This window comes from Paenalcaligenes sp. Me52, from assembly GCF_050487965.1.
Lineage (GTDB): Bacteria > Pseudomonadota > Gammaproteobacteria > Burkholderiales > Burkholderiaceae_B > Paenalcaligenes.
Genome location: NZ_JBKQFO010000003.1, coordinates 335,157 through 357,725, shown reverse-complemented (window position 1 = coordinate 357,725; position 22,569 = coordinate 335,157). Strand labels below are relative to the sequence as shown.

Genomic DNA, 22,569 nt, shown 5'->3' with positions numbered 1-22,569 from the left:
TTAGGCTAAGCATATGCTGTCAGGACTGTGGGTCCCCCTGTTACTTTCATTGAAGGTGGCAGGGTGGGCCACTTTTTTTGCCTCCATTTTGGGTATTGCTGGTGCGTATGCCTTGTCGCGCTGGAAGTCCCCATTCTGTAACGTGGTTGACTCAATCTTGACGTTACCAATGGTGCTGCCCCCTACCGTGGTGGGGTATTACTTGTTGGTATTGTTGGGGCGTCGAGGCGTGGTAGGGCAATGGTTGGCACAGTGGAACATCGAATTGGTGTTCACCTGGCAGGGGGCCGTAATTGCTGCAACGGTGGTGGCCTTCCCCATGGTGTTGAAAGCGGCCAGAGCAGCATTTGAAGATGTGGATCAGCGCTTGGTCAATGCCTCCAAAATTTTGGGCGTTTCCGATGCGGCCACCTTTTTTAGAGTCACGTTACCCTTGGCCATGCGCGGCATTATGGCAGGTGTATTGTTGGCCTTTGCTCGTGCTTTGGGCGAGTTTGGTGCCACCTTAATGATCGCGGGTAGTATTCCAGGTCGCACACAAACCTTGTCCATTTCTATTTACGAGGCTGTGCAAGCCGGTAATGATGATTTGGCGATGGTCTTGGTGATTACCACCTCTATTAGTTGTGTGCTGGTACTGTGGTTGGCAAGCTATATCAAGCCTGCTTACGCTCGCCGACAAGGAGCACGCTGATGAGTATCACCATACGCATACAGCGCACCGTAGGGCAGGGCGATAGAAGCTTTAGCCTTGATGTAGACATACATACTGAAGCCAGACGCATTGCGTTATTTGGCCCATCAGGCTCTGGTAAAACCTTAACGGTGCAAGCCGTGGCAGGCTTGTTACGCCCTGATAGCGGTCATATAGCCGTGGGCGACAGGGTGTTGTTCTGTTCAGAAAAAAAGATTCTGGTATCGCCACAACAGCGCAGATTGGCGTATTTGCTGCAAGATTATGGCCTGTTTCCTCACCTCACGGTGGCGCAGAATATTTGTTATGGCTTGCGTCGATCGTGGTTGAATCCTAGCCGCAAATTTTTACCTGAATCCGCAAAACGTTGGGTGCAGGCATTTGAGCTAGAAGCGGTATTGCATAATTATCCAGCCGAAATTTCTGGTGGACAAAAGCAGCGTACAGCTTTGGCACGCGCATTGGCAGTAGAGCCAGAACTGTTGATTTTGGATGAGCCGTTGGCAGCGCTAGATGTGCATTTGCGACGCAAAATGCGCGTAGAACTGCGAGAGCTTCAGCAGCAGTTGGACATTCCTTCTATCATCATTACGCACGATCCTGACGATGCTGTGGTGCTAGCTGACGAGGTGTACCGTATACGGCAAGGCAGCATTGAAGGCTGTTGCTCACCAACGGCCTTACAAGCTGAGTCTGAGCAGCAATTAGCTCAGGAAGAAGTAGCTTAATCTAAGGTGCCCAACAGCACGCTGGAGGCTTTGAAAATCGCGCAGGCATCTTGCCCCAATGTGAGCTTCAAGCGTTGCAAGCTTTCAGTGGTGATGGTGGCTGCAATGCGATGACCGCTAGGCAGTTCCAACCCCACTTCAGCACCTACTGCCTCGCTTTGTAAATGCACGATTTTCCCTTGCAGGATATTGCGTGCAGACATACGAGTATTGGCGCAATCAGTACCGATGATAATGGATGATGCCTTGATAAACGCTAAGGCGCGTACGCCTTTGGTCAAGCCTAGCGTTTCCACGCTTTCACGCGTGACTGACGACACAATATCAAATTGCTCACCGATGCTCAGGCGCACTTCAGCACTAATCTGAGATAAGGTGACGTCGCTGACTGTGCCAATAAAGTTATTTCGTGCAGAAGTTTGTACCATCATGTTTTGCAATACTTGCATGGTTTGTTCAGAGCCCGGACGGGCACGGGACAGGCGCTTCATGAAGCGTTGATGCACCTCATCAAGATGCTCGTAGAGTTCCAGAATTTCAATGGCTTTGGGCGTCAGCGTAGCACCACCACCGCGTTGTCCGCCGGTGTTGCGCTGGATGAGGGTTTCATCAGACAGGTTGTTGATGGTGTCTATGGCATCCCAGGCGGCTTTGTAGCTTAGCCCTATGTCGCGGGCTGCTGCAGAAATAGAACCATGCTCACGTATCGCGGCCAACAAAGCCATGCGTCGCGGGTTTCCCCAGTTCTGGGTTCCAGATCTAAACCAAATAGAACCAGCCAGTTCAAATTCAGGCAAAGAAGAGTCGGACATAATTCAAACAGTAGCGTCAGAAAGGAAACGACATCCTAGTATGGGAGGTCGCTACAATAAGCATCTATATTACAGGACAAAGCGGAGGCAAATCCCCGTCATGCAGGAAATTCCTTATTTGCAGATGCACGAACTGGGCGAGTTGGAGAGTACTCAGACCTTGATTCTGACGGTGAACAACCGTTTTGCACGGCGTATTCTGGAAACATTGCAGCGCTCGCTGAATGCTGGCCAGCGTACGATGGCAGTACCAGAAATCATGCCCGTAGGGGCGTGGTTGCGCCAGTTGGCTGACGAGTTGTGTTTTAGCGAAAGCTTTGCGCCTGCTGCGCACGTGCTAGACAGCTTTGGGTGCCACTATGCATGGGAAGAGTCCATACGTGAAGAGGAAGCGACTGAAGGCGAGGGTTTGCTGGATATGCGCCAAGCTGCCAAGTTAGCCAGTGAAGCCGACACCTTGTTGGACGATTGGCAAATAGACGTTATTGAAGCTGAGCAGTCCCCAGACTACGAACGTTTTTTGCGCTGGCGCGAGCGTTATAAGAATAGATTGCAAGAGTCAGACTTAGACGATGCCAATAGGTCTGCCAATAGAGTGTTGCAGGCGCTGCAAGCCTCAGCTTTACAGCCACCGTTTAGTACGCTGGTGCTGGCGGGTTTTCATGAATTGTCGCCACGATTTACCCTGTTACTGCAAGCCTTAAGTGCTCAGGGGGTAACGTGTTATCAGTTGGCTACACCAGAGGTTGAGGTTTCGGATCCGTTGCAAATAGCCGCCCACGAGAGTGATCAAGAATGGCGTTTGGCTGTGCAATGGGCGGTAGAGCAGTTGCGTGCTCATCCACATCACCGTGTGGCGATTGTGGCGGCGCAGTTGGAAAAAAATGTGCCTTTGGCGCATAGGCTGTTAAGCGAAGCCTGCCGTGGTGATGGCCAGAATATACCCGCTTTGGCATGGAACGTGGCGGTAGCTAGACCCTTAACAGAATGGCCATTGGTGCGTGCTGCGTTGGCATGGTTGGAGGTGATGGCCGAGTTGTTGCGCACGGAAAAAGTGGCTGCCGGTACCTTAGGTAAAGCCTTATTGGCGGGAGCATGCGCGGGCAGTATGAGTGAAGCCTCAGCACGGGTGATGTGGGATGTGCGCTTACGTCAGCAAGGCGAACTCAGCCTCGATACCCTCACATGGGAAACGGCTCTTACTGAGCGTCTCCCGGAGCTACATCAAGCTTGGGGCGTGGCATGGGCACATTTGCAAGCACAGCCAACACGCCAGTCTGCATTAGGCTGGGCGCAATGTATGCGCACGTTGTTGCAGCACCTGGGTTTTCCGGGCCAAGAAAGTTTGGATAGCCATGCGTTCCAGGTGATGGAAGCGTTTGATGCCAAGCTGGGGCAATTTGCTCAGCAAACCCCTTTGTTGTCCACACTGCGTTTTGGGCAGGCGCTGCGATTGCTAACACGCTTGCTGCGTGAAACAGCCTTTCAGCCGCAGCGTGATCCGTCATCTCGCTTAGATGTATTGGGGATGCTGGAAGCCGAGGGTGGCCAATGGGATGCTATCTGGATTCTAGGGTTAAGTGACGAAGTTTTGCCCGCTGCAGTGCGGCCTAATCCGCTCATTCCTTACAGTGCACTACGTCGCGTGAATGCGCCTCGCTCTACGCCTGAACGTGAGCTGCAATGGGCGCGTTATTTGTTTGCGTCACTATGCGGCAGCGCTAAGACAGTACGCGTTAGTTATCCACAGTATCAAGGCGAGCAGTTATTGCGTCCTAGCCCGCTATTGAGCACGTTAGACCAGCAAGACTACGCGTTACCAGCGGTGGATACTGCAGGCGCAGCGCTAGAGTACTTGCGCGATGAGCATGGCCCTGCGCTACTGCAAAATACACAAATACGAGGTGGCGCTGGAGTGTTGGATACGCAAGCACGGTCCCCCTTATGGGCATTTGTGAAATACCGGTTGTCCGCAGCTGCTTTGCCAGACTACGCTCAAGTAGGCGAGCAAAACGTGCGCGGTCAGTTTTTGCATAGTGCAATTGAACGCGCATGGGAAGCGTGTGAACCGCGCACGCAAGCAGGCTTGGCACTGTGGCTGGAAACTCAGCCTGAAGGGTTGGGGCAGTGCATTGAAAAAGCTGCACAAGAAACCTTACATGGTTATTCAGCACGCTTGCGTCAATTAGAATGCGAACGCGCCGAGGTGGTATTGCGTAGTTGGTTTGGCTTTGAGCTGACACGTCCCGATTTTGAAGTGCGCTCACTAGAGCAAACCTTGTATTGGGCCTACCAGAACTTGAGTTTATCCATGCGTCTAGACCGACTGGATCAGTTGGCGGATGGCAGCGTGGTCGTACTGGATTACAAGACTTCCTTAAATAGACGTAACCCGCTAGACGACTGGTTGCGGCCTAGACCTATAGAGTTGCAATTGCCGCTGTACGCCGCGCATTTGCAGCAACAAGGTGAAGAGGTTGGTGGCGCTGCGTTAGCGTGGCTGAATACTCGATCGCCAGGTGTGACTGGTTATGCACAACAGCCGTTTGGTGATGTGACCACGCCAGAATCAGCCAGTAAAAAATATGATCTGCCCGATTGGGAATCACAAGTGCAGCAGTGGCAGCAGACTATTGAGGCTTTGGCAGCAGAGTTCTGCGTGGGCTATGCCGCGAATCAACTATGGAATGAGCAAGATCTTATGTTTTGTGACGTATTGCCGATGCTGCGTTTGAATGAGGTGAACGATGATCACGCCTAATGACGCCGCCGTCCGGCAAACTGCCATTGATCCCAGACGCTCATTTTTAGTGCAGGCCCCTGCTGGTTCTGGGAAAACCGAACTGCTGACCGATAGAATTCTGGCGCTGCTGGCAACTGTACGACGGCCAGAAGAAGTGGTCGCCATCACCTTTACCAAAAAAGCTGCAGCAGAAATGCATGCGCGGGTGTTGGAAAAACTGCGTGCAGGTTTATCGGATACGCCGCCCGCTGAAGCCTATAAACGCCAAAGTTGGGAGCTTGCACGCCAAGCTATGCTGCGTGATGTAGAGCTGGGCTGGAATTTATTGGAATACCCCGCACGCTTAAGCATTCGTACTATTGACTCCCTGTGCGCGCACTTGGTGCGAGCCATGCCGTGGGTGAGTGGCTTAGGCGGTATGCCTGCGGTAGCCGAGGACGTGAGTCAGCATTACCGACGTGCCGCACAAGCGACGTTGGCCATGATTGAAGAGCAAGAGCCAGTAGCCAAAATGATGGCGCATATGGATGTGCACGTACCGGCAGCAGAAGAGCTATTGATGCAAATGTTGGCGAGTCGTGATCAGTGGCAGCCGATTTTGGGTGATCCGGAAAGCATCTTTCAAATCGAAGATAACCTTGAAGAAATCCTGCAGGCAGAGTTGGCCTTGTTGGCATCTGCCATGCCTTTAGGTTGGGCGCAGGACTTATCACCATTGGTGCGTCATGCGGCCGAACAACTAGCGGCAACCGGCAATGACAGCTTGCAACTGTTACAGCAATGGAATGGTGAGCCCTTATCGGCAGACATAGATGCGTTACCGCAGTGGCGCTGTTTGGCCGATTTTCTGCTGACAGGCAAAGGCGAGCTACGCAAGCGTATTACGGTTGCTCAAGGCTTTGCTCCTAAAACGGCAGAGAAAGCGGCATTAGAAGAATGGATAGCATCCGCCGCCGTAGAGGCTCCGTGGATAGCGGCTTTAGCGCGTGTACGTGATTTGCCCAATGGCTACAGTGAGGAGCAACTTGAGGCTCTGATGAATTTCATCCAAGTGCTGTGGTTGGCAAGTTTTCAACTGCGCCAAGTATTTGCCGAGCAAAGCGAGGTGGATTTCATTGAGATTTCTCAGCGGGCTTTGCACGCCTTGGGCAGTTCCGACGAGCCTTCAGAACTTTTGCTGAAGGCTGACCGTGCCATACAGCATTTGCTGGTGGATGAGTTTCAAGACACCAGCTTGACGCAAATCGCATTGCTGGAACGCTTAAGCTCTGGATGGGAAGCGGGTGATGGCCGTACCTTGTTCTTGGTGGGCGACCCCATGCAGTCCATCTACCGATTCCGTAAAGCGGAAGTGGGCTTGTTCTTGCGCGTGAAAGCGGCGCGCGCCTTAGGTTCAGTAGATTTAGAACCCTTGACCTTAACCACGAATTTCCGTTCACAAGCAGGGTTGGTAGAGTGGGTGAATGTAGCAGGTAGGTGGCTGTTTCCTGCATATGATGATAGCGATATGGGGGCGGTGAGCTACAGCCCGTCGGACCCCTTTAACCCTGCGTCTGAACACACCGCAGTGAACTTTCATCCCATCTGGAGTACAGCAGAAGACGAAAGCGCCGACCAGATAGCTCAGCAATCACAGCAACAGGTGGTGGCGTTATGCAGAGACGGCTTGCAGCGTTATGCAGGCAGTGCTCACCCCGTTGCGGTGTTGGTGCGAGCGCGTAGTCATTTACGCCAAGTGGTACGAGAACTCACCATGCAAGGCATTCCGTGTAGAGCGGTAGAGCTAGAGCCGCTGGCCAATAGACCGGTAGTAGGTGATTTGGTGCAGTTAGTGCGTGCTTTGTGCCATCCCGGCGATAGGTTGGCATGGCTAGCGATCTTGCGCTCTCCCATGGTGGGGCTGACACTCAGCAGCTTACACAGCTTATGTGGAAGCGATGCCAGCACGCCCATTCCCGAATTGTTGTCTGCGCTGTTGGCGAATCCAGAACGTAGTGCCGCTTTAGAGGGCAATGAGTTGGCGAGATTGCAGGCGGCAAGCGCTGCCTTATTTGCACACAGCAATCGCAGTGGAAGCCAACCCTTTGCTGCGTGGCTGCAAGAGGTCTGGCAACGTTTGGGGGCCGAGCAGGTATACGCTCACCCCGCTGATCGTGACGATGCTGAACAGGTATTCCGCTTACTCGAAAACCTTGCGCCCTATGGCGATGTGAGCGTCAACGACTTTGAAGAACGCGTGCAGCGATTATTCGCTGTGCCGCAGGGGGCAGGGGAGTGTGTGGAAATCATGACCATACACAAATCCAAAGGCTTGGAATTTGAATCGGTTATTTTGTACGGTTTGGAGCGCGCGGCACGCGGTGACACTGCGCCATTGATTCGCTTGGAGCAAAGTGATGGGCGTTTACTGTTAGGGCCAGTCAAACCACGTGGCAGCGAAGACCAAGACCCTGTATCGGCGTTTTTAGCAAAACGAGAACAGCAACGAGCCTTTCACGAAGCCAACCGTTTACTGTACGTAGCCGTAACCCGTGCACGCAGCCAACTGCACATAGTGGCCGATATGAAAGTAGACGATGCAGGCCAACTTAAAGCACCAAGCGGGCAGAGCCTATTAGGCAGAATTTGGGATTGCTTACCCCAAAACGATGCTGCAACAACCACGGTAGAACTTGGCACAACAGCAGCAACCCCAGGTGCGCAGCGCTTGTTGAAACGTCTGCAACAGGTACAGTCCGTTGTCGTACCACCTAAAACGGTTGCCGTGGCACATAATGCATGGCGCTGGCCAGAGTCTACACAAAACGAAAGTGCGTTAGGGATAGTGGCGCACGCGTGGTTAGAGCGTATGGCCGCAGCACCTGCGCAGTTTGCTGATGCAAGCAGCATCACTCCGTTTGCCAACACCATGCGCAAACAGTTGCTGCGCGCGGGTACAGAGCCAGAGCGTGTTATGCAGTCTCTGGATATTCTGCAGCAAACCCTTAAAGCGACGATCAGCAGCGAACGAGGGCAGTGGTTATTGGGAGTCGCCAAAGCCTATAGAGAATGGTCGTTGCTAGATGCCGGTGGACGGGTTTCGGTGATTGACTTGGCGATATCGCAAGAGGATCACTGGTTAATCGTGGACTACAAAACATCCGCACCAGCAGAAGGTGAAACTGTTCCTATGTTTGAGCGGCGCATGCTAGAGCGTCACAGCGCACAGTTGCAGCGCTATTGCGAACAAGTGCAGGCGCTGGATGGGCGGCAGGCTAAAGCAGCGTTGTACTTCCCAAGGGTGGATTTGTGGGTGCCATATGTGATTGCGCCGGTGGGGAGCCAGATGGCGTTGCTGTGAGTATTGTTGCCCCCAACGTAGTTAATGAGTGTGGCATTGTTTTAATCAAAAGCTGGCTGCTGACACTGAAACGTCATCCAGCAGTTTCCGGCATAGGCGATGAGTGCTGCATTGGGCTGATCAACGGTTGCTTGCATTAGCTAGCACTGCGAAAAGTATTTTTTAATTTGACCATCAAATAAAAAAATACTTTCCTCCGTTTCCCCTTCATCGCTTGCAACGGTTTTTAGTGTGGTTGCTGCTGTGGCTAATACGTACTTCTGTAGCAGATGGAAGGGGCATGTTTACCAAGTCCTGAAGATGTTTTTTTATCCTGTGTGCTAATAATCCCGGCAATTGCTGCTTTCATCAAAATAACTAAGCTGTATTTTCTGATGGTATAGCTGACATTACAGATGATCGACAGCCTGCTTCCTAATTGGATCAAGTCGTGCCAACACACCAAAAGAAAGGGCTGTAAGCCTCACCGCATTTAGAGCAATCGGGGGACGGAGAGGAAACTTTTTTGATTTGGTGTCTCAAATCACAAAAAGTATTCCTGCAGTCCCCCTGCATGTGCGATGAACACAGCACAAAGTTATTCTGTAGTCTCCAGCAAGAGCGATAAAAACCTCCCCTTACCTTTACGTATCAGCACCTTATAAAACCACCACCTAGAATTTCGCCCAGCCTGCCACACAGCTGTAATACCTATGCTACAATCTTCCGTGGCGGGTCCCTTCGCATGGTTCAACAGTCAACCTGGTCAGGTCGGGAACGAAGCAGCCATAGCTGTCCCGAATCAGTGCCGAAGTCAGGCTCGCCACCCTTCTACTGGCCTATGCCTATCTGTTACATCTCCCCCTTTAGCGTTATTCTGCCCATCGAACACGGGAATCCGGTACACTTTTGCTTTCGATAGCATCTAGTGGATGCTGGTAATTTTCTGGCCTTCTAAAAGCATGACCTATCTTGTTCTTGCCCGTAAATGGCGCCCCCGTTCCTTTGATACCCTCATTGGTCAGGACCACGTTGTCCGTGCGTTGAGCCATGCGTTGACGACGCAAAGGCTGCACCACGCGTGGCTGTTCACGGGTACTCGTGGGGTGGGGAAGACCACGTTGTCACGTATTTTGGCAAAGGCGCTGAACTGCGAAACAGGTATTACACCTAATCCCTGTGGGCAATGTCGGGCGTGTCAGGAAATTGATAGCGGTAGGTTTGTTGATTATGTAGAGCTGGATGCGGCGTCCAACCGAGGTGTGGACGAGATGACGCAGTTGCTAGAGCAGGCTGTGTACGCACCTAGTGTGGGCCGTTATAAGGTCTACATGATTGACGAGGTGCACATGCTGACGGGGCATGCGTTTAACGCCATGCTTAAAACCTTGGAAGAGCCGCCAGCACACGTGAAGTTTATTTTGGCGACCACTGATCCACAGAAAATTCCTGTGACGGTGTTGTCGCGTTGCTTGCAGTTCAACCTGAAGCAAATGACAGTGCCTGCGATCGTGGAGCACTTGCAGAAAATTCTAGAAGAAGAAAAAATCGAGTTCGACGTGCCGGGTTTGCGTTTGATTGCGCAAGCGGCAGCGGGCTCTATGCGTGATGCGCTGTCATTAACCGATCAAGCTATTGCCTACAGTGCTGGCAACGTGAGTAACGATGCGGTGCAAGGCATGCTGGGCACTATTGACCAAGGACATTTGTGTCAGTTGTTGCGTGCGTTGATTAACCGCGATGCGCAAGCGCTGATGGCTGTGGCGGATGATTTGGCTCTGCGTGGGTTGTCTTATTCGGCCGCGTTGGGTGATTTGGCCGTATTGCTCTCACAGATTGCTGTAGAGCAGCGCCTACCGGGTGCTACGCCTGCCGAGCATCCCCTACAAGCTGATATTCAAGATTTGGCCAAGCAACTTGGTCCAGACTTTGTGCAATTGTTTTACTCGGTCGCCGTACATAGCCGTAAAGAGTTGAGCCTAGCGCCCGATGAGTACGCTGGCTTTGTGATGGGGTGCTTGCGCATGTTGGCGCTGATGCCGGGTGATACCTTGCCATCGCAACCTGACATTCGTAGAGAGCCGTCAGTAGCCGCACCTGCGGTGGCTGCTGCTGTGGTGACGGCACCTGCAGTCGCCTCGCCTCAGTTAGAGCAAGCGGTAGAGTCTGCGGTAGAAGCGGCTCAGCACACTCCTGTGGACAATCCAGCACCAGCGGCTACCGTTGAGCCTGTTCCAGAAACTGTTTCGGCACCTGTGACGCAGGTAGAACAGGCTACGCCTGTGGCGCCTGCACCGGCAGAACAAACGACTGAAGCCGTCTCGCCTAGCCCTGCGGCGACAGCACCAGCAGAAACTCCTGCTGTGCAGCAACCGCCTGCGGCACGTAATGATGAGCCACCAGCACCGCCAGCAGGTGCTATGCCGCCAACCACAGAAGTGGGCGGTACGATTCTGAATAAGCCTAGTGCTCCTGCGCCAGAGGTTGCGGTTGAGCCAGCATCACCAATGGCTGAGCCAGTTTCGGCGGCGAATGAGCCTCCTGCGGGTTTTGATGATATTCCGTGGGAAGATGAGGCCAGCGCGAGCGACGATGCTCCGTATGAGCAGGCGGGTGATCCGGGTTTTGATGATTCGTTCTCTGGCCAAGATGATGTGTCATCTTTTGAAGCGAATGTCGCAGAACCGGATTTATCGGGTTTAATTACAGAACCTAGAGAGGTCGCAAAGTCTGCGTCTCTTAAAAGAATGAATTCTGAAGGCTGGCCTGCTGTCGCAGCTAGCTTACCGCTTAGCGGTTGGGCGGCGGAGCTCGCACGTCAGAGTGAATGGATTGGTGCTGACAAAGAAGGTCAGATCGTATTGCGTGCGCAAATACGTTCAGCGGACGACAGCCAAGCCAAAGCCAGATTAAGTACTGTGCTTGCTGAGTATTTTGGGCAAGTAGTACGGGTTAATATTGAATACGGTGCAACGGGCGATGCAACGGCGTATGCGGTAGAACAAGCCGAGCGTGAGCAGCGTCAGATTCAGGCGGAGCAAGATGCGCCTAAAGATCCGTTTATCGTTAGTTTGATTCGTGAGTTCGGGGCGCAAATTATGCCCGGCTCCATACAGGCCAATCATTTGAAGGCCGTTTAAGTTTTAGGTTTGATTTCAACAGGAAGACGTTGTTATGATGAAAGGACAGATCGCTGGGTTGATGCGTCAAGCGCAGCAAATGCAAGAAAACATGAAAAAAGCCCAAGAAGCCTTGGCTAGCATCGAAGTAGAAGGTGCTGCAGGCGGTGGTCTGGTGAAAGTGGTGATGACATGTCGCAATGACGTGCGTCGCATCACTATCGATCCTAGCCTGTTGGAAGACGACAAAGACATGTTGGAAGACTTGGTTGCTGCAGCAATGAACGATGCACTGCGTAAAGCTGAAGCCACTTCCCAAGAGAAGATGTCTTCTGTGACAGCCGGTTTGCCATTGCCTCCAGGCATGTCTCTGCCGTTCTAATGTCCACACCCGTATTACCTGAGCCCGAACCACTACGGGCGCTGATTGATGCGCTACGACGCTTGCCCAGTGTGGGTGAGCGTACCGCGCGTCGTATGGCGTATCACCTGCTGCAGCATGATTTGTCAGGTGCAGTGGTGTTGGGGCAGGCGCTGGATAGAGCCACTCAATCATTGAAGCATTGCGAACAGTGCAATAGCTTTAGTGAGACGGTGGTTTGTTCTCTGTGTGACAATGCGCAGCGCGATAAATCGTTGCTGTGTATTGTGGAAACTCCTGCCGATCAGAACACCGTTGAGTCCAGTCATGGTTATCAAGGGTTGTATTACGTGCTGATGGGCAGACTTGCACCCATAGAAGGCATAGGCCCGAACGAGCTGCAATTCGATAGATTGCTGCAACGAGCCAGTGGTGATGAGGTGCAGGAAGTTATTCTAGCGACTAACTTCACCGCAGAAGGTGAAACCACAGCGCATTATTTGGCTGAGCTTTTACGCCAGCGCGGTAAACGCGTGACACGTTTGGCCAGAGGTGTGCCGGCTGGTAGTGAGCTGGAATATGTAGATGCCAGTACGATGGCATGGGCATTGCAGGAGCGTAGGGAAACCTAACGCTCCCGCGTCGCCATTAGGCTTGCTGAGCTTTGACCTGAGTGATCAGTTGATCCAGTGTCAGCGCATCCGCAGTAAACAGTCTGATGCCTTCGGCCAGTTTTTCTGTGGCCATCGCATTGTCGTTCAGGCGTGTGCGGAAATTAATTTCATTATTGGCACGCCATTCAGGCGCCACATCTTTGGCGTATTCAGGGTCTAGCTGCAACGGCACCTCGCCGGTTTTTTCTTGCAGTTCCGCCAACAGAGCAGGGCTAATGGTCAGTAGATCGCAGCCACTTAGTGCTTGGATCTGGCCAATATTTCTAAAACTTGCCCCCATGATCTCAGTCTTGATGCCATAGGTTTTGTAGTAGTTAAAAATCTTGCGCACGGATTTCACACCGGGATCGTTCACGCCAGCGTTAGCGGCTTCGTCCCAACTGCTGCCTGCACTTTTCTTGTACCAATCGTAAATACGCCCAACAAAGGGTGAAATCAGGGTAACGTTGGCTTGCGCGCAGGCAACGGCCTGTGTCAGCGAAAACAGCAAGGTCAGGTTGCAATGAATGCCTTCGGACTCAAGCTGGCGTGCCGCTTGTATGCCTTCCCACGTGGCGGCTAATTTAATGAGCACACGCTCACGGGAAATGCCGGCAGCCTCATATAATTCAATAATAGTACGGGCGCGCTCGATGCTGGCTTGGCTGTCAAACGACAAGCGGGCGTCTACTTCAGTGGAAACGCGGCCAGGTACGATGTCTAGAATGGCGCTGCCAAATGCCACTAACAGGCGGTCGCACAGCTCAGTAATGCTGGCTTGCGGAGCAGCCTTCACGGTTTTTTCCAGCAGGTAACGATATTGTTCCTGTTGTACGGCTTTTAGAATCAGCGACGGATTAGTGGTCGCATCAGTGGGCCTGAAGGCCTTCATGGCTTCAAAATCGCCGGTATCGGCCACAACGGTGGTGTGTTGCCGTAAAGATTCAAGCAAGGTGGTCATGGTCTACTGCCTTATCACATCAACTACGGGTCAGATACAAGCCACATACTGTAAGCTATTTTCTGAAAAAGCGTGGAATATAAACGTCTGATTTTCGTAGTCCTTTATGTGAAGGCCGAAGTCAGCGTATAATTGGAAGGTTTATTTGTAAATTTAAAATCCGGGGTTTAAACGTGCTGCCGTCTCTCTTTCCTGAAGAGTCTCATGCTACATCAACTGCAATCCTGGCCCTTTCCGATGGTACGGTATTTAAAGGTATCTCTATCGGTGCAGAAGGCCACGCAGTTGCCGAAATAGTCTTCAATACAGCCATGACTGGCTATCAGGAAATCCTCACCGATCCCAGCTACAGGGGTCAGATCGTTTCTCTCACTTATCCACATATCGGTAATACAGGCATTAATGCAGAAGACTCTGAGTCTGCTGGCGTTCAAGCTGCCGGTTTGGTGGTGCGTGATTGCGCGTTGAAGGTTTCCAATTTCCGTTCCGAAAAGTCGTTGCCAGAATACCTCAAGCAAGAGGGCATTGTGGCGATCGCTGGGGTTGATACCCGTAAGCTGACTCGCATACTTAGAGAAACAGGCGCTCAGGGCGCATGTATCTTAGTTGGCGATGACGCCGAACGGGCCATTCAACTGGCCCGTTCTTTTGTGGGAATGGTTGGTCAAGATTTGGCCAAAGAAGTTTCCGTGCGCCAACCTGGTGGTTGGACACAAGGCTCCTGGGCTTTGGGTGGTGGTTTCACATCCCCAGAACTGGGTCGCTTCAAAGTGGCAGTGTATGACTTTGGTGTGAAGGCTAACATTTTGCGTCTGATGGCAGACCGTGGTTGCGATATCACTGTATACCCCGCGCAAACACCTGTTGCAGACATCTTGGCCACACAGCCTGATGGTGTGTTCTTGTCTAACGGTCCTGGTGACCCAGAGGCATGTAGCTACGCGATCGAAGCAACCAAAGCTGTTTTAGAAGCCAAAGTGCCTGTGTTTGGTATTTGCTTGGGTCATCAGATTCTGGGCTTGGCAGTAGGTGGCCAAACCGTGAAAATGAAAACTGGCCACCACGGTGCGAACCATCCCGTGCAAGAAGTAGCATCGGGTCGTGTGTTCATCACCAGCCAGAACCATGGTTTTGCAGTAGACGCCAAAACGTTGCCAGCAACTGCCAAGGTTACTCATATTTCGTTGTTTGATGGCACGCTGCAAGGGTTCGAGCTGACAGATCGCCCTGCGTTTGGTTTCCAGGGTCACCCTGAAGCCACTCCAGGTCCACGTGATATTGCCGCCTTGTTTGATACCTTCATCAACCTGATGGAAAAACAGGCCTGATCCGCCTAGCTGACGAAAAAGTATTATGCCAAAGCGTACAGACATAAAAAGTATTCTTATTATTGGTGCCGGTCCTATCATTATTGGTCAGGCGTGTGAGTTCGACTACTCCGGTGCTCAGGCGTGTAAAGCCCTGAAAGCCGAGGGTTACCGCACGATTCTGGTCAATAGTAATCCGGCCACCATCATGACTGACCCTGCTACTGCAGACGTCACGTACATTGAGCCCATCACATGTGAAGTAGTAGAGAAAATCATCGAGCGCGAGCGCCCAGATGCTTTGCTGCCAACCATGGGTGGTCAAACAGCCCTGAACTGTGCTTTGCAATTGGCAGAGCGCGGTATCTTGGACAAGTACAACGTCGAAATGATCGGTGCCAACGCGGCAGCGATCGACAAAGCAGAAGATCGTCAGAAATTTAAAGAGGCGATGACTTCCATTGGTTTGGAGTCTGCTAAATCTGGCGTAGCCCACTCCATGGAAGAAGCATGGGATGTGCAACGTCAAATTGCTGCTGAAGTTGGTACCTCCGGCTTCCCAGTGGTAATTCGTCCTAGCTTCACATTGGGTGGAACGGGTGGCGGTATCGCTTACAACCACGAAGAGTTCGAAACCATTTGCCGTCGCGGCTTGGAAGCGTCACCAACTAAAGAGTTGCTGATCGAAGAATCCTTGTTGGGTTGGAAAGAGTTCGAAATGGAAGTGGTGCGTGATAAAGCAGATAACTGCATTATCGTGTGCTCTATCGAGAACTTGGACCCAATGGGCGTGCACACCGGTGACTCCATCACTGTGGCTCCTGCTCAAACACTGACCGATCGCGAATACCAATTGATGCGTAATGCTTCTATTGCTGTATTGCGTGAAATCGGCGTGGAAACAGGTGGTTCCAACGTACAGTTTGCGGTGAACCCAGATAACGGCCGTATGATCGTTATTGAGATGAACCCACGTGTGTCCCGTTCTTCTGCCTTGGCTTCCAAAGCAACCGGTTTCCCTATCGCTAAAATCGCAGCACGTTTGGCCGTAGGTTACACACTGGACGAGTTGAAAAACGAAATCACAGGCGGTCTGACTCCTGCTTCGTTCGAGCCTACTATTGACTACGTAGTCACTAAGGTTCCTCGTTTTGCCTTTGAGAAATTCCCTCAAGCTGACTCCCGTCTGACCACACAGATGAAATCTGTAGGGGAAGTGATGGCGATGGGTCGTACCTTCCAAGAGTCCTTCCAGAAAGCCCTGCGCGGTTTGGAAGTAGGCGTGGATGGTCTGAACCAAATGACTACCGATCGCGAAAAATTGCAGATCGAGTTGGGTGAGCCTGGTCCTGAGCGTATCTGGTACGTGGGCGATGCATTTGCCCAAGGCTGGAGCTTGGAAGAAGTACACAATATCACCAAGATCGACCCATGGTTCTTGGCGCAAATCAAAGATATCGTGGATATCGAATTGGCGCTGGAACAAAAAACATTGGCCGATTTGGATCGTGACACCTTGTTCGGTTTGAAACGTCGTGGTTTCTCCGATCGTCGTTTGGCCTTCTTGCTGGATACAGCAGAGTCCGAAGTACGTAAAACACGTCACCAGCTGAATGTTCGTCCTGTGTTCAAGCGTGTAGACACCTGCGCTGCAGAGTTTGCTACTAACACAGCGTACATGTACTCCACGTACGAAGAAGAGTGTGAGTCTCAGCCTACTGATCGCCAGAAAATCATTGTTCTGGGTGGTGGCCCTAACCGTATTGGTCAAGGTATCGAGTTTGACTACTGCTGCGTGCACGCCGCTACGGCATTGCGTGAGCAGGGCTACGAAACCATCATGATCAACTGCAACCCAGAAACAGTGTCCACAGACTTCGATACATCGGATCGTCTGTACTTCGAGCCACTGACTCTGGAAGACGTGCTGGAAATCGTACACATCGAAAAACCGGTAGGTACTATTGTTCAGTACGGCGGTCAAACACCATTGAAATTGGCTCGTGCCTTGGAAGCTAACGGTGTACCTATTATTGGTACTAGCCCAGAATCCATCGACATCGCTGAAGATCGTGAGCGTTTCCAAAAACTGTTGACCAAATTGGGTCTGCGTCAGCCACCAAACCGCACAGCTCGTACAGAAAGCGAAGCGATTGCGATGGCGGGTGAGATTGGTTACCCACTGGTGGTGCGTCCTAGCTACGTGCTGGGTGGCCGCGCTATGGAAATCGTACACGAGCAAACTGACCTAGAACGCTACATGCGTGAAGCGGTTAAAGTCTCCAACGATTCCCCAGTATTGCTGGATCACTTCCTGAACAACGCTACCGAAGTAGACGTGGATTGCTTGTGCGATGGCGTAGACGTGTTTGTTGGCGGTGTAATGGAGCACATCGAGCAAGCTGGTGTTCACTCCGGTGACTCCGCATGCAGTCTGCCTCCATACTCGTTGTCCAACGAAGTGGTTGAAGAAATCCGTCGTCAAACAGCGTTGATGGCTAAGGCCCTGAACGTAAAAGGTTTGATGAACGTACAGTTCGCGATTCAAGATGGCGATGTGTACGTGCTGGAAGTGAACCCACGTGCCTCTCGTACCGTGCCGTTCGTATCCAAAGCTACAGGCTTGCAGTTGGCAAAATTGGCGGCACGTGTGATGGCTGGCGAAATGCTGAAAGACTTGTGTTTGGAAGCTCCAGCCAAAGAAGGCTACTTCGCGGTAAAAGAAGCTGTGTTCCCATTCGTGAAATTCCCTGGCGTAGACACCATTCTGGGACCAGAAATGAAGTCTACTGGTGAAGTCATGGGTGTGGGCCGCAGCTTTGCAGAAGCATTTGTGAAATCACAAATGGCTGCTAGCGTGAAATTGCCAGAGTCCGGTCAGGCATTCCTGAGCGTACGTGATGCAGACAAAAAACGTGCTGTAGCAGTGGCGCGTGGTTTGATCTCTCTGGGCTTTAGCGTTGTGGCTACACGTGGTACAGCAGCGGCAATCAGCGAAGCTGGTCTGGAAGTGAAAGTAGTGAACAAAGTCACAGAAGGCAGACCACACATTGTGGACATGGTCAAAAACGGCGAAATCGCTTTGGTCATCAACACAGTGGAAGAGCGCCGTAACGCGATTGCTGATTCACGCACTATCCGTACTCACGCTTTGGCGGCTAACTTGGCTTACTACACCACGATTGCTGGTGCAGTAGCAGCTGTTGAAGGTTTACAGTATATGCGTCATGGCGAAGGCCTGCGCGTGTACTCCTTGCAGGAAATGCACGGCCTGTAATAGGGTAACCAAGCCGTATAAAGTAGTAACAAAACCAGCCAGATCCGTTATGGGTCTGGCTGGTTTTTTCATGCTACCTTTACGTATGTATTCCCTAAAATAACTGCTGGACCTGATGCCCAGCGGAGCGAGAAAGCGGCAGTTTTCCCCAGATAAAACATTCATCAATAATAAAATCTGGTTGCAGGAAATAACGATACTAGACCTACTCAGGGTTATTCTGGGTATGGTGCTTAACATGTTGTTCTATAAAGTATTTTTTTGTGTTTTATAGCTAGTATCAAATATTTTTATTGGACGTAGTGTTTAGCATTCCCTATCTTGCTGTCTAACCTTAACTCTAGGCTAGTTATTTTTACAGGGAGACTACCGCAATGAAGCTACGCTGCAAACCTTTGTTAGCTGCTCTGATGTTGGCGGCCGCTGGTCCGGCTTTGGCCGGAACCGTGACAGTCATTACCTCTTTCCCCAAAGAGCTGACTCAAGCGTACAAATCTGCTTTTGAAAAAGCGAATCCGGATATCAAACTGGAAATCCTGAACAAAAATACAGTTTCCGGTATTGCTTACGTACGTGAAACACCTGAAGGAAAACGTCCTGAGATTTTCTGGGCTAGTGCACCAGATGCGTTTGAAGTGTTGTCTCAGGCCCAGTTGCTAGAAAACGTGTCCGACATCGCTAACCCTGCAGTACCAGCGACTATAGGTAGCTTCCCTATTAATGATCCTAACGGCATGTTCTTGGGCCAAGCCTTAGCGGGTTACGGCATCATGTACAACACCCGTTTGGTGAAAGCGAAAAAACTGCCAGAGCCAAAAACATGGGAAGACTTGTTGCGCCCTGAGTGGTTCAACAACGTAGGTCTGACCTCGCCATCGCGTTCCGGTACTACGCACCTGACTGTAGAAACTATTCTGCAGGGCGAGGGCTGGGAAAAGGGTTGGGAAACATTGCTGCGCATGTCTGGTAATAGCGCTGCATTGACTGACCGCTCCTTTGGTGTACCCGATGGCGTGAATAACGGCCAGTTTGGTGCCGGTCCCGTGATCGACTTCTTTGGTTTGTCTAGCAAGTACTCGAATTTCCCTGTGGAATTTGTTTACCCAGATGAAACGGCGATTGTGCCAGCCAACATTGGTTTGATTGCAGGTGCAGCCAATACCGAAGAAGGCAAAAAGTTCATCGAGTTTTCGCTGAGCAAAGAAGGCCAAGAATTGCTGTTGGCACCACAAATTTCTCGTTTGCCAGTGTTGCCATATGAGCAGTTAGATAACATTCCAGAGAATTACCCCAATCCTCTGGAAATTGTAGAGCGCAGTAAAGTGAACTTTGACGTAGATCTGTCCCAACAGCGCTATTACATTGTTCAAACATTATTTGATCAGACAATCACCTTCCGCCACAAAGAACTGCAAGCAGCTAGCAAAGCCATTATCGATGCTGAAGCCAAACTAGGCGCTAACCCACAAGGTCAAGCGGCTGAGTTGTTGGCAGAAGCCAAGAAGCTGGCTTGGGCACCACTGATCAGTGCTGAACAAGTGAAAGACCAAGCATTGATCGACCTGTTTGCAGGCGATAAAAAAGATACCCAGATCAGCCAACAATTGTCCAAATTGCAAGGCGACTGGAACAGTCAAGCCAAGGCTAACTATGAGAAAGCCATTGAGCTGGCAAACCAAGCTGCGTCCCTATAAGGCGTAGATGTGACACACCCACTCTTCTAGCCGGAAGAGTGGGTCTTACTGTTTTTTATTACTGACGCGATGTGAGCAGTCTTGTCGCGGTGTATTCATGGCGCACTCTTTTTCTTCCCGCTATCCAGTAGGACTAATCATGGCCGCACTTGTAGTGCTGTCCTTTTTAGTGTTCTTTCTGGTTGTTCCTGTAGGGAACGTGTTCTACACAGCATTCTTGGATGCTGACGGTGGCTTTACGCTGGGTCACTTTGGTGCATTTTTCCACCAAACCCTGCTTAAAGAATCGTTCATGAACAGTTTGTACGTGGCCTTTATGTCCACGGTGTTCGCGTCGTTGATTGCCATTCCTTTGGCATATTTGACGATTCGATTTCAGTTTCGTGGTGCGCTGATTATTCAGACACTGGGTATTTTGCCGTTGATCATGCCACCCTTTGTGGGCGCGGTTGCGATGCAACTGTTGTTTGGCCGTTCGGGTTCGTTGAACCTGATGCTAGACGACTGGTTTGGCGTCACGCTGCCTATTATGGATGGCTTGAACGGTATTATTTTTGTTGAAGCGCTGCATTATTTCCCCTTCATCTTGATGAACCTGACTGTTGCGTTGCGCAACATTGATGGTGCGATGGAAGAGGCAGCAGTGAACTTAGGTTCCAAAGGCTGGCGCTTGTTCCGTCGCATTATTTTCCCATTGGCGTTGCCTGGATATATCGCGGGTGCATCACTGGTGTTTGTGAAAGTGTTTGATGACTTGGGTACACCGCTAGTGCTAGGTATTACCAATATGCTGGCGCCTCAGGCGTACTTGCGTATTACCCAAGTAGGTATTGATGATCCATTGGGTTATGTCATCAGTGTGCTGATGATTGGTTTCTCTATCTTGGCATTGTGGTTGTCTGCATCTGCATTGAAAGGTCGTGATTACTCCACCATCCAGAAAGGCGGCTCGTCTATACAGCAACGTCGTCTGACCAAGCCTCAAGCATGGTTGGCGTACGTCTGGATTGCCTTGGTGTTGCTGCTAGTGTTGTCACCGCACATTGGTGTGTTGCTGCTGTCATTGGCGACGGTATGGAGCTACGCGCCGCTGCCTGATGGCTATACCTTGGCGCACTACACGGCGGTATTCCAAGAGTCTCAGGGCATGATTAAAAATACCTTGCTGTATTGCGGTATCGCGGCGGGTGTGGATGTGATCTTGGGTACAGCGATTGCCTACATTATGTTGCGTACCAAAATACCGGGGCGGCAGTTTATGGACTGGATAGCGTCTGCGGCGTTGGCAGTGCCCGGTATTGTGTTGGCGATTGGGTTTATGCGTACCTTTAGGGATGTGAACCTGCCCTTTACCGAAGTGGGGCTGACCTCTACGTGGTTGCTCATCATGATTGCGTATGCGGTGCGGCGATTACCGTACGCACTGCGATCGTGTGTGGCCGCCTTGCAGCAAATTAGTGTGTCACTGGAAGAAGCAGCCGCCTCGGTTGGTGCGAACCGTTTCAATACGATTCGTCGCGTGGTGATCCCTCTGATGGGTGGCGGTATTTTGGCCGGTTTTGTGACAAGTTTCATTACCGCAGCGGTGGAGTTATCCGCCACCATCATGCTGGTGACACGTGATAGCGATGCGCCCATGAGCTACGGTATTTATCTGTATATGCAAAGTGCATCAGGCCGTGGGCCCGGTGCAGCGTTAGGGGTATTGGCAGTGGTTGCGGTGGCAGTCGGTACCTATATTTCCCATGTCATCGTTGAACGTACGTCCGCGCGTCAGCGCCCAGGTAAGGTGGATCAGGAATAGCCATGAAGAAAGTAAGTGTTGAATGCCGTAACATCCGGCTTGCCTACGGTAAAAATGAAGTACTGAAGGACATCAATTTAACGATTGAACCCGGCGAGTTTTTCGCTTTGTTGGGGCCTTCCGGTTCAGGGAAATCCACGCTGCTGCGTTTGATTGCTGGTTTTAATCAGCACAACTCCGGTCAGTTGTTGATTGATGGCAAAGACATTGGCAATATGCCTCCGCACAAGCGCAACATCGGTATGGTGTTCCAAAGCTATGCGCTGTGGCCACACATGACAGTGTGGGATAACGTAGCCTTTGGTTTGGTAGAGCGTAAGCTGCCACGCGCTGAAGTACGCGATAAGGTAGCTTCTGCACTAGAGCTAGTAGGGTTGGCTGACTTTGCTAAACGTAGGCCTAACCAGTTGTCGGGAGGTCAGCAACAACGTGTGGCGTTGGCGCGTACTACCGTGATTGAGCCACAAGTCCTGTTGCTAGACGAACCGTTGTCTAACTTGGACCAAAAACTGCGTGTACAGATGCGCCAAGACTTGCTGTCGTTGCAGCGACGCTTGGGTATCACCACCATTTTTGTGACGCACGACCAAGAAGAAGCCATGACCACAGCTGACCGTATGGCTGTGATGGATCAGGGTGTGGTGCAGCAAGTGGGTGCGCCAGCAACCTTGTTTGACTTCCCATGCAATCGTTTTGTGGCGAACTTCGTGGGTACCATGAACGTGCTAAACGGTGCGGTGAAAGAGCGTTCTGCTTCGTCTATCACGCTGCATGTGGAAGGTATAGGCGATGTGAATCTACCTCTGACACCGGATGTGCCTGAAGGTAATAGCATGGCCTTAAGTTTCCGCCCGCACACTGTGCAACTGGAAAGTGGCAACATGGGCAAAATGGATGCGCGTTACCTGTGGATTCCTGGCAAAGTGGCGCGTAGCGAATTCTTAGGTGAGTTCACGCGTTACGAAATTGATGCCGGTGACCAGGTTATCGTGGCCGATCAAGCGCACTACGCTGGTTCTTCCTTGTTGATGCCAGGCGCACCTGTGGCAGTTGGGGTAGAGCCAGCACAGATTCGTTTGCTTCCTGTCTAACCCGCT

Annotated in this window: 15 protein-coding genes and 1 other RNA gene; 14 read left to right on the top strand and 2 right to left on the bottom strand. The window is 51.5% G+C overall.

Annotated features, from left to right (window positions below):
• The first annotated feature begins 16 nt into the window (after nucleotides 1–16).
• Both modB and ACLO87_RS15905 read left to right on the top strand, forming a co-directional pair.
• Nucleotides 17–694 (top strand): molybdate ABC transporter permease subunit, encoded by a 678-nt coding sequence (gene modB / locus ACLO87_RS15910; protein WP_135865562.1) that lies wholly within the window; start codon nucleotides 17–19, stop codon nucleotides 692–694.
• Nucleotides 694–1,422: a sulfate/molybdate ABC transporter ATP-binding protein gene (locus tag ACLO87_RS15905; RefSeq protein ID WP_135865554.1), complete on the top strand. Its 729-nt coding sequence runs from the start codon at nucleotides 694–696 to the stop codon at nucleotides 1,420–1,422. Before modB ends, ACLO87_RS15905 begins: the two co-directional genes overlap by 1 nt.
• Here ACLO87_RS15905 and ACLO87_RS15900 read toward each other — a convergent pair.
• Nucleotides 1,419–2,234 carry a TOBE domain-containing protein gene (locus tag ACLO87_RS15900; protein WP_135865556.1) on the bottom strand — a complete coding sequence of 272 codons (816 nt, stop codon included), beginning with the start codon at nucleotides 2,232–2,234 and terminating at the stop codon, nucleotides 1,419–1,421. The two genes, ACLO87_RS15905 and ACLO87_RS15900, sit on opposite strands and share 4 nt — an antisense overlap.
• Before the next feature lie 100 nt (nucleotides 2,235–2,334).
• Between ACLO87_RS15900 and ACLO87_RS15895 the strand changes: the two genes are divergently transcribed.
• From ACLO87_RS15895 to recR, 7 genes are all read left to right on the top strand, one after another.
• Nucleotides 2,335–4,995: a PD-(D/E)XK nuclease family protein gene (locus ACLO87_RS15895; protein WP_430224234.1), complete on the top strand. Its 2,661-nt coding sequence runs from the start codon at nucleotides 2,335–2,337 to the stop codon at nucleotides 4,993–4,995.
• Nucleotides 4,982–8,317, top strand: a complete 3,336-nt coding sequence (locus ACLO87_RS15890; protein WP_430224233.1) for a UvrD-helicase domain-containing protein — start codon at nucleotides 4,982–4,984, stop codon at nucleotides 8,315–8,317. Before ACLO87_RS15895 ends, ACLO87_RS15890 begins: the two co-directional genes overlap by 14 nt.
• Entirely contained in the window at nucleotides 8,314–8,457 is a 144-nt protein-coding gene (locus tag ACLO87_RS15885) for a hypothetical protein (protein WP_430224232.1), read from the top strand. Before ACLO87_RS15890 ends, ACLO87_RS15885 begins: the two co-directional genes overlap by 4 nt.
• A 569-nt stretch (nucleotides 8,458–9,026) precedes the next feature.
• An RNA gene (gene ffs, locus ACLO87_RS15880) (signal recognition particle sRNA small type) lies at nucleotides 9,027–9,124 on the top strand.
• A gap of 134 nt (nucleotides 9,125–9,258) precedes the next feature.
• On the top strand, nucleotides 9,259–11,436 hold the full coding sequence (locus tag ACLO87_RS15875; RefSeq protein ID WP_430224231.1) for a DNA polymerase III subunit gamma/tau: 2,178 nt from the start codon (nucleotides 9,259–9,261) through the stop codon (nucleotides 11,434–11,436).
• Nucleotides 11,437–11,470: 34 nt separating this feature from the next.
• Nucleotides 11,471–11,797, top strand: a complete 327-nt coding sequence (locus ACLO87_RS15870) for a YbaB/EbfC family nucleoid-associated protein (RefSeq protein WP_135866171.1) — start codon at nucleotides 11,471–11,473, stop codon at nucleotides 11,795–11,797.
• Complete coding sequence (gene recR, locus ACLO87_RS15865; protein ID WP_135866173.1) at nucleotides 11,797–12,408, top strand: recombination mediator RecR; 612 nt, start codon at nucleotides 11,797–11,799, stop codon at nucleotides 12,406–12,408. The genes ACLO87_RS15870 and recR overlap by 1 nt, the downstream gene beginning before the upstream one ends.
• A 16-nt stretch (nucleotides 12,409–12,424) precedes the next feature.
• Here recR and tal read toward each other — a convergent pair whose 3' ends face one another.
• On the bottom strand, nucleotides 12,425–13,390 hold the full coding sequence (tal, locus tag ACLO87_RS15860) for a transaldolase (protein WP_135866174.1): 966 nt from the start codon (nucleotides 13,388–13,390) through the stop codon (nucleotides 12,425–12,427).
• A gap of 173 nt (nucleotides 13,391–13,563) precedes the next feature.
• On the opposite strand from tal, the gene carA reads away from it, so the two are divergent.
• The 5 genes from carA to ACLO87_RS15835 all read left to right on the top strand — a co-directional run bounded on the left by carA (nucleotide 13,564) and on the right by ACLO87_RS15835 (nucleotide 22,563).
• Nucleotides 13,564–14,718 (top strand): glutamine-hydrolyzing carbamoyl-phosphate synthase small subunit, encoded by a 1,155-nt coding sequence (gene carA, locus ACLO87_RS15855; RefSeq protein WP_430224230.1) that lies wholly within the window; start codon nucleotides 13,564–13,566, stop codon nucleotides 14,716–14,718.
• Nucleotides 14,719–14,743: 25 nt separating this feature from the next.
• A complete protein-coding gene (carB, locus tag ACLO87_RS15850; protein ID WP_135866626.1) occupies nucleotides 14,744–17,974 on the top strand; it encodes a carbamoyl-phosphate synthase large subunit in 3,231 nt (1,076 codons plus the stop codon).
• Nucleotides 17,975–18,348: 374 nt separating this feature from the next.
• Nucleotides 18,349–19,668, top strand: a complete 1,320-nt coding sequence (locus ACLO87_RS15845; RefSeq protein ID WP_135863938.1) for an ABC transporter substrate-binding protein — start codon at nucleotides 18,349–18,351, stop codon at nucleotides 19,666–19,668.
• 97 nt (nucleotides 19,669–19,765) lie between these two features.
• Nucleotides 19,766–21,472 (top strand): ABC transporter permease, encoded by a 1,707-nt coding sequence (locus tag ACLO87_RS15840; RefSeq protein WP_135863940.1) that lies wholly within the window; start codon nucleotides 19,766–19,768, stop codon nucleotides 21,470–21,472.
• Nucleotides 21,473–21,474: 2 nt separating this feature from the next.
• Nucleotides 21,475–22,563 carry an ABC transporter ATP-binding protein gene (locus ACLO87_RS15835; RefSeq protein WP_135863942.1) on the top strand — a complete coding sequence of 363 codons (1,089 nt, stop codon included), beginning with the start codon at nucleotides 21,475–21,477 and terminating at the stop codon, nucleotides 22,561–22,563.
• The last annotated feature ends 6 nt before the right edge of the window (nucleotides 22,564–22,569 follow it).

Coding starts and splice junctions, on each gene's coding strand:
- tal (WP_135866174.1), bottom strand. CDS start 13,390: ATGACCACCTTGCTTGAATCTTTACGGCAACACACCACCGTTGTGGCC.
- ACLO87_RS15835 (WP_135863942.1), top strand. CDS start 21,475: ATGAAGAAAGTAAGTGTTGAATGCCGTAACATCCGGCTTGCCTACGGT.
- ACLO87_RS15900 (WP_135865556.1), bottom strand. CDS start 2,234: ATGTCCGACTCTTCTTTGCCTGAATTTGAACTGGCTGGTTCTATTTGG.
- ACLO87_RS15895 (WP_430224234.1), top strand. CDS start 2,335: ATGCAGGAAATTCCTTATTTGCAGATGCACGAACTGGGCGAGTTGGAG.
- ACLO87_RS15890 (WP_430224233.1), top strand. CDS start 4,982: ATGATCACGCCTAATGACGCCGCCGTCCGGCAAACTGCCATTGATCCC.
- ACLO87_RS15845 (WP_135863938.1), top strand. CDS start 18,349: ATGAAGCTACGCTGCAAACCTTTGTTAGCTGCTCTGATGTTGGCGGCC.
- ACLO87_RS15875 (WP_430224231.1), top strand. CDS start 9,259: ATGACCTATCTTGTTCTTGCCCGTAAATGGCGCCCCCGTTCCTTTGAT.
- ACLO87_RS15840 (WP_135863940.1), top strand. CDS start 19,766: ATGGCGCACTCTTTTTCTTCCCGCTATCCAGTAGGACTAATCATGGCC.
- ACLO87_RS15870 (WP_135866171.1), top strand. CDS start 11,471: ATGATGAAAGGACAGATCGCTGGGTTGATGCGTCAAGCGCAGCAAATG.
- ACLO87_RS15905 (WP_135865554.1), top strand. CDS start 694: ATGAGTATCACCATACGCATACAGCGCACCGTAGGGCAGGGCGATAGA.
- carB (WP_135866626.1), top strand. CDS start 14,744: ATGCCAAAGCGTACAGACATAAAAAGTATTCTTATTATTGGTGCCGGT.
- recR (WP_135866173.1), top strand. CDS start 11,797: ATGTCCACACCCGTATTACCTGAGCCCGAACCACTACGGGCGCTGATT.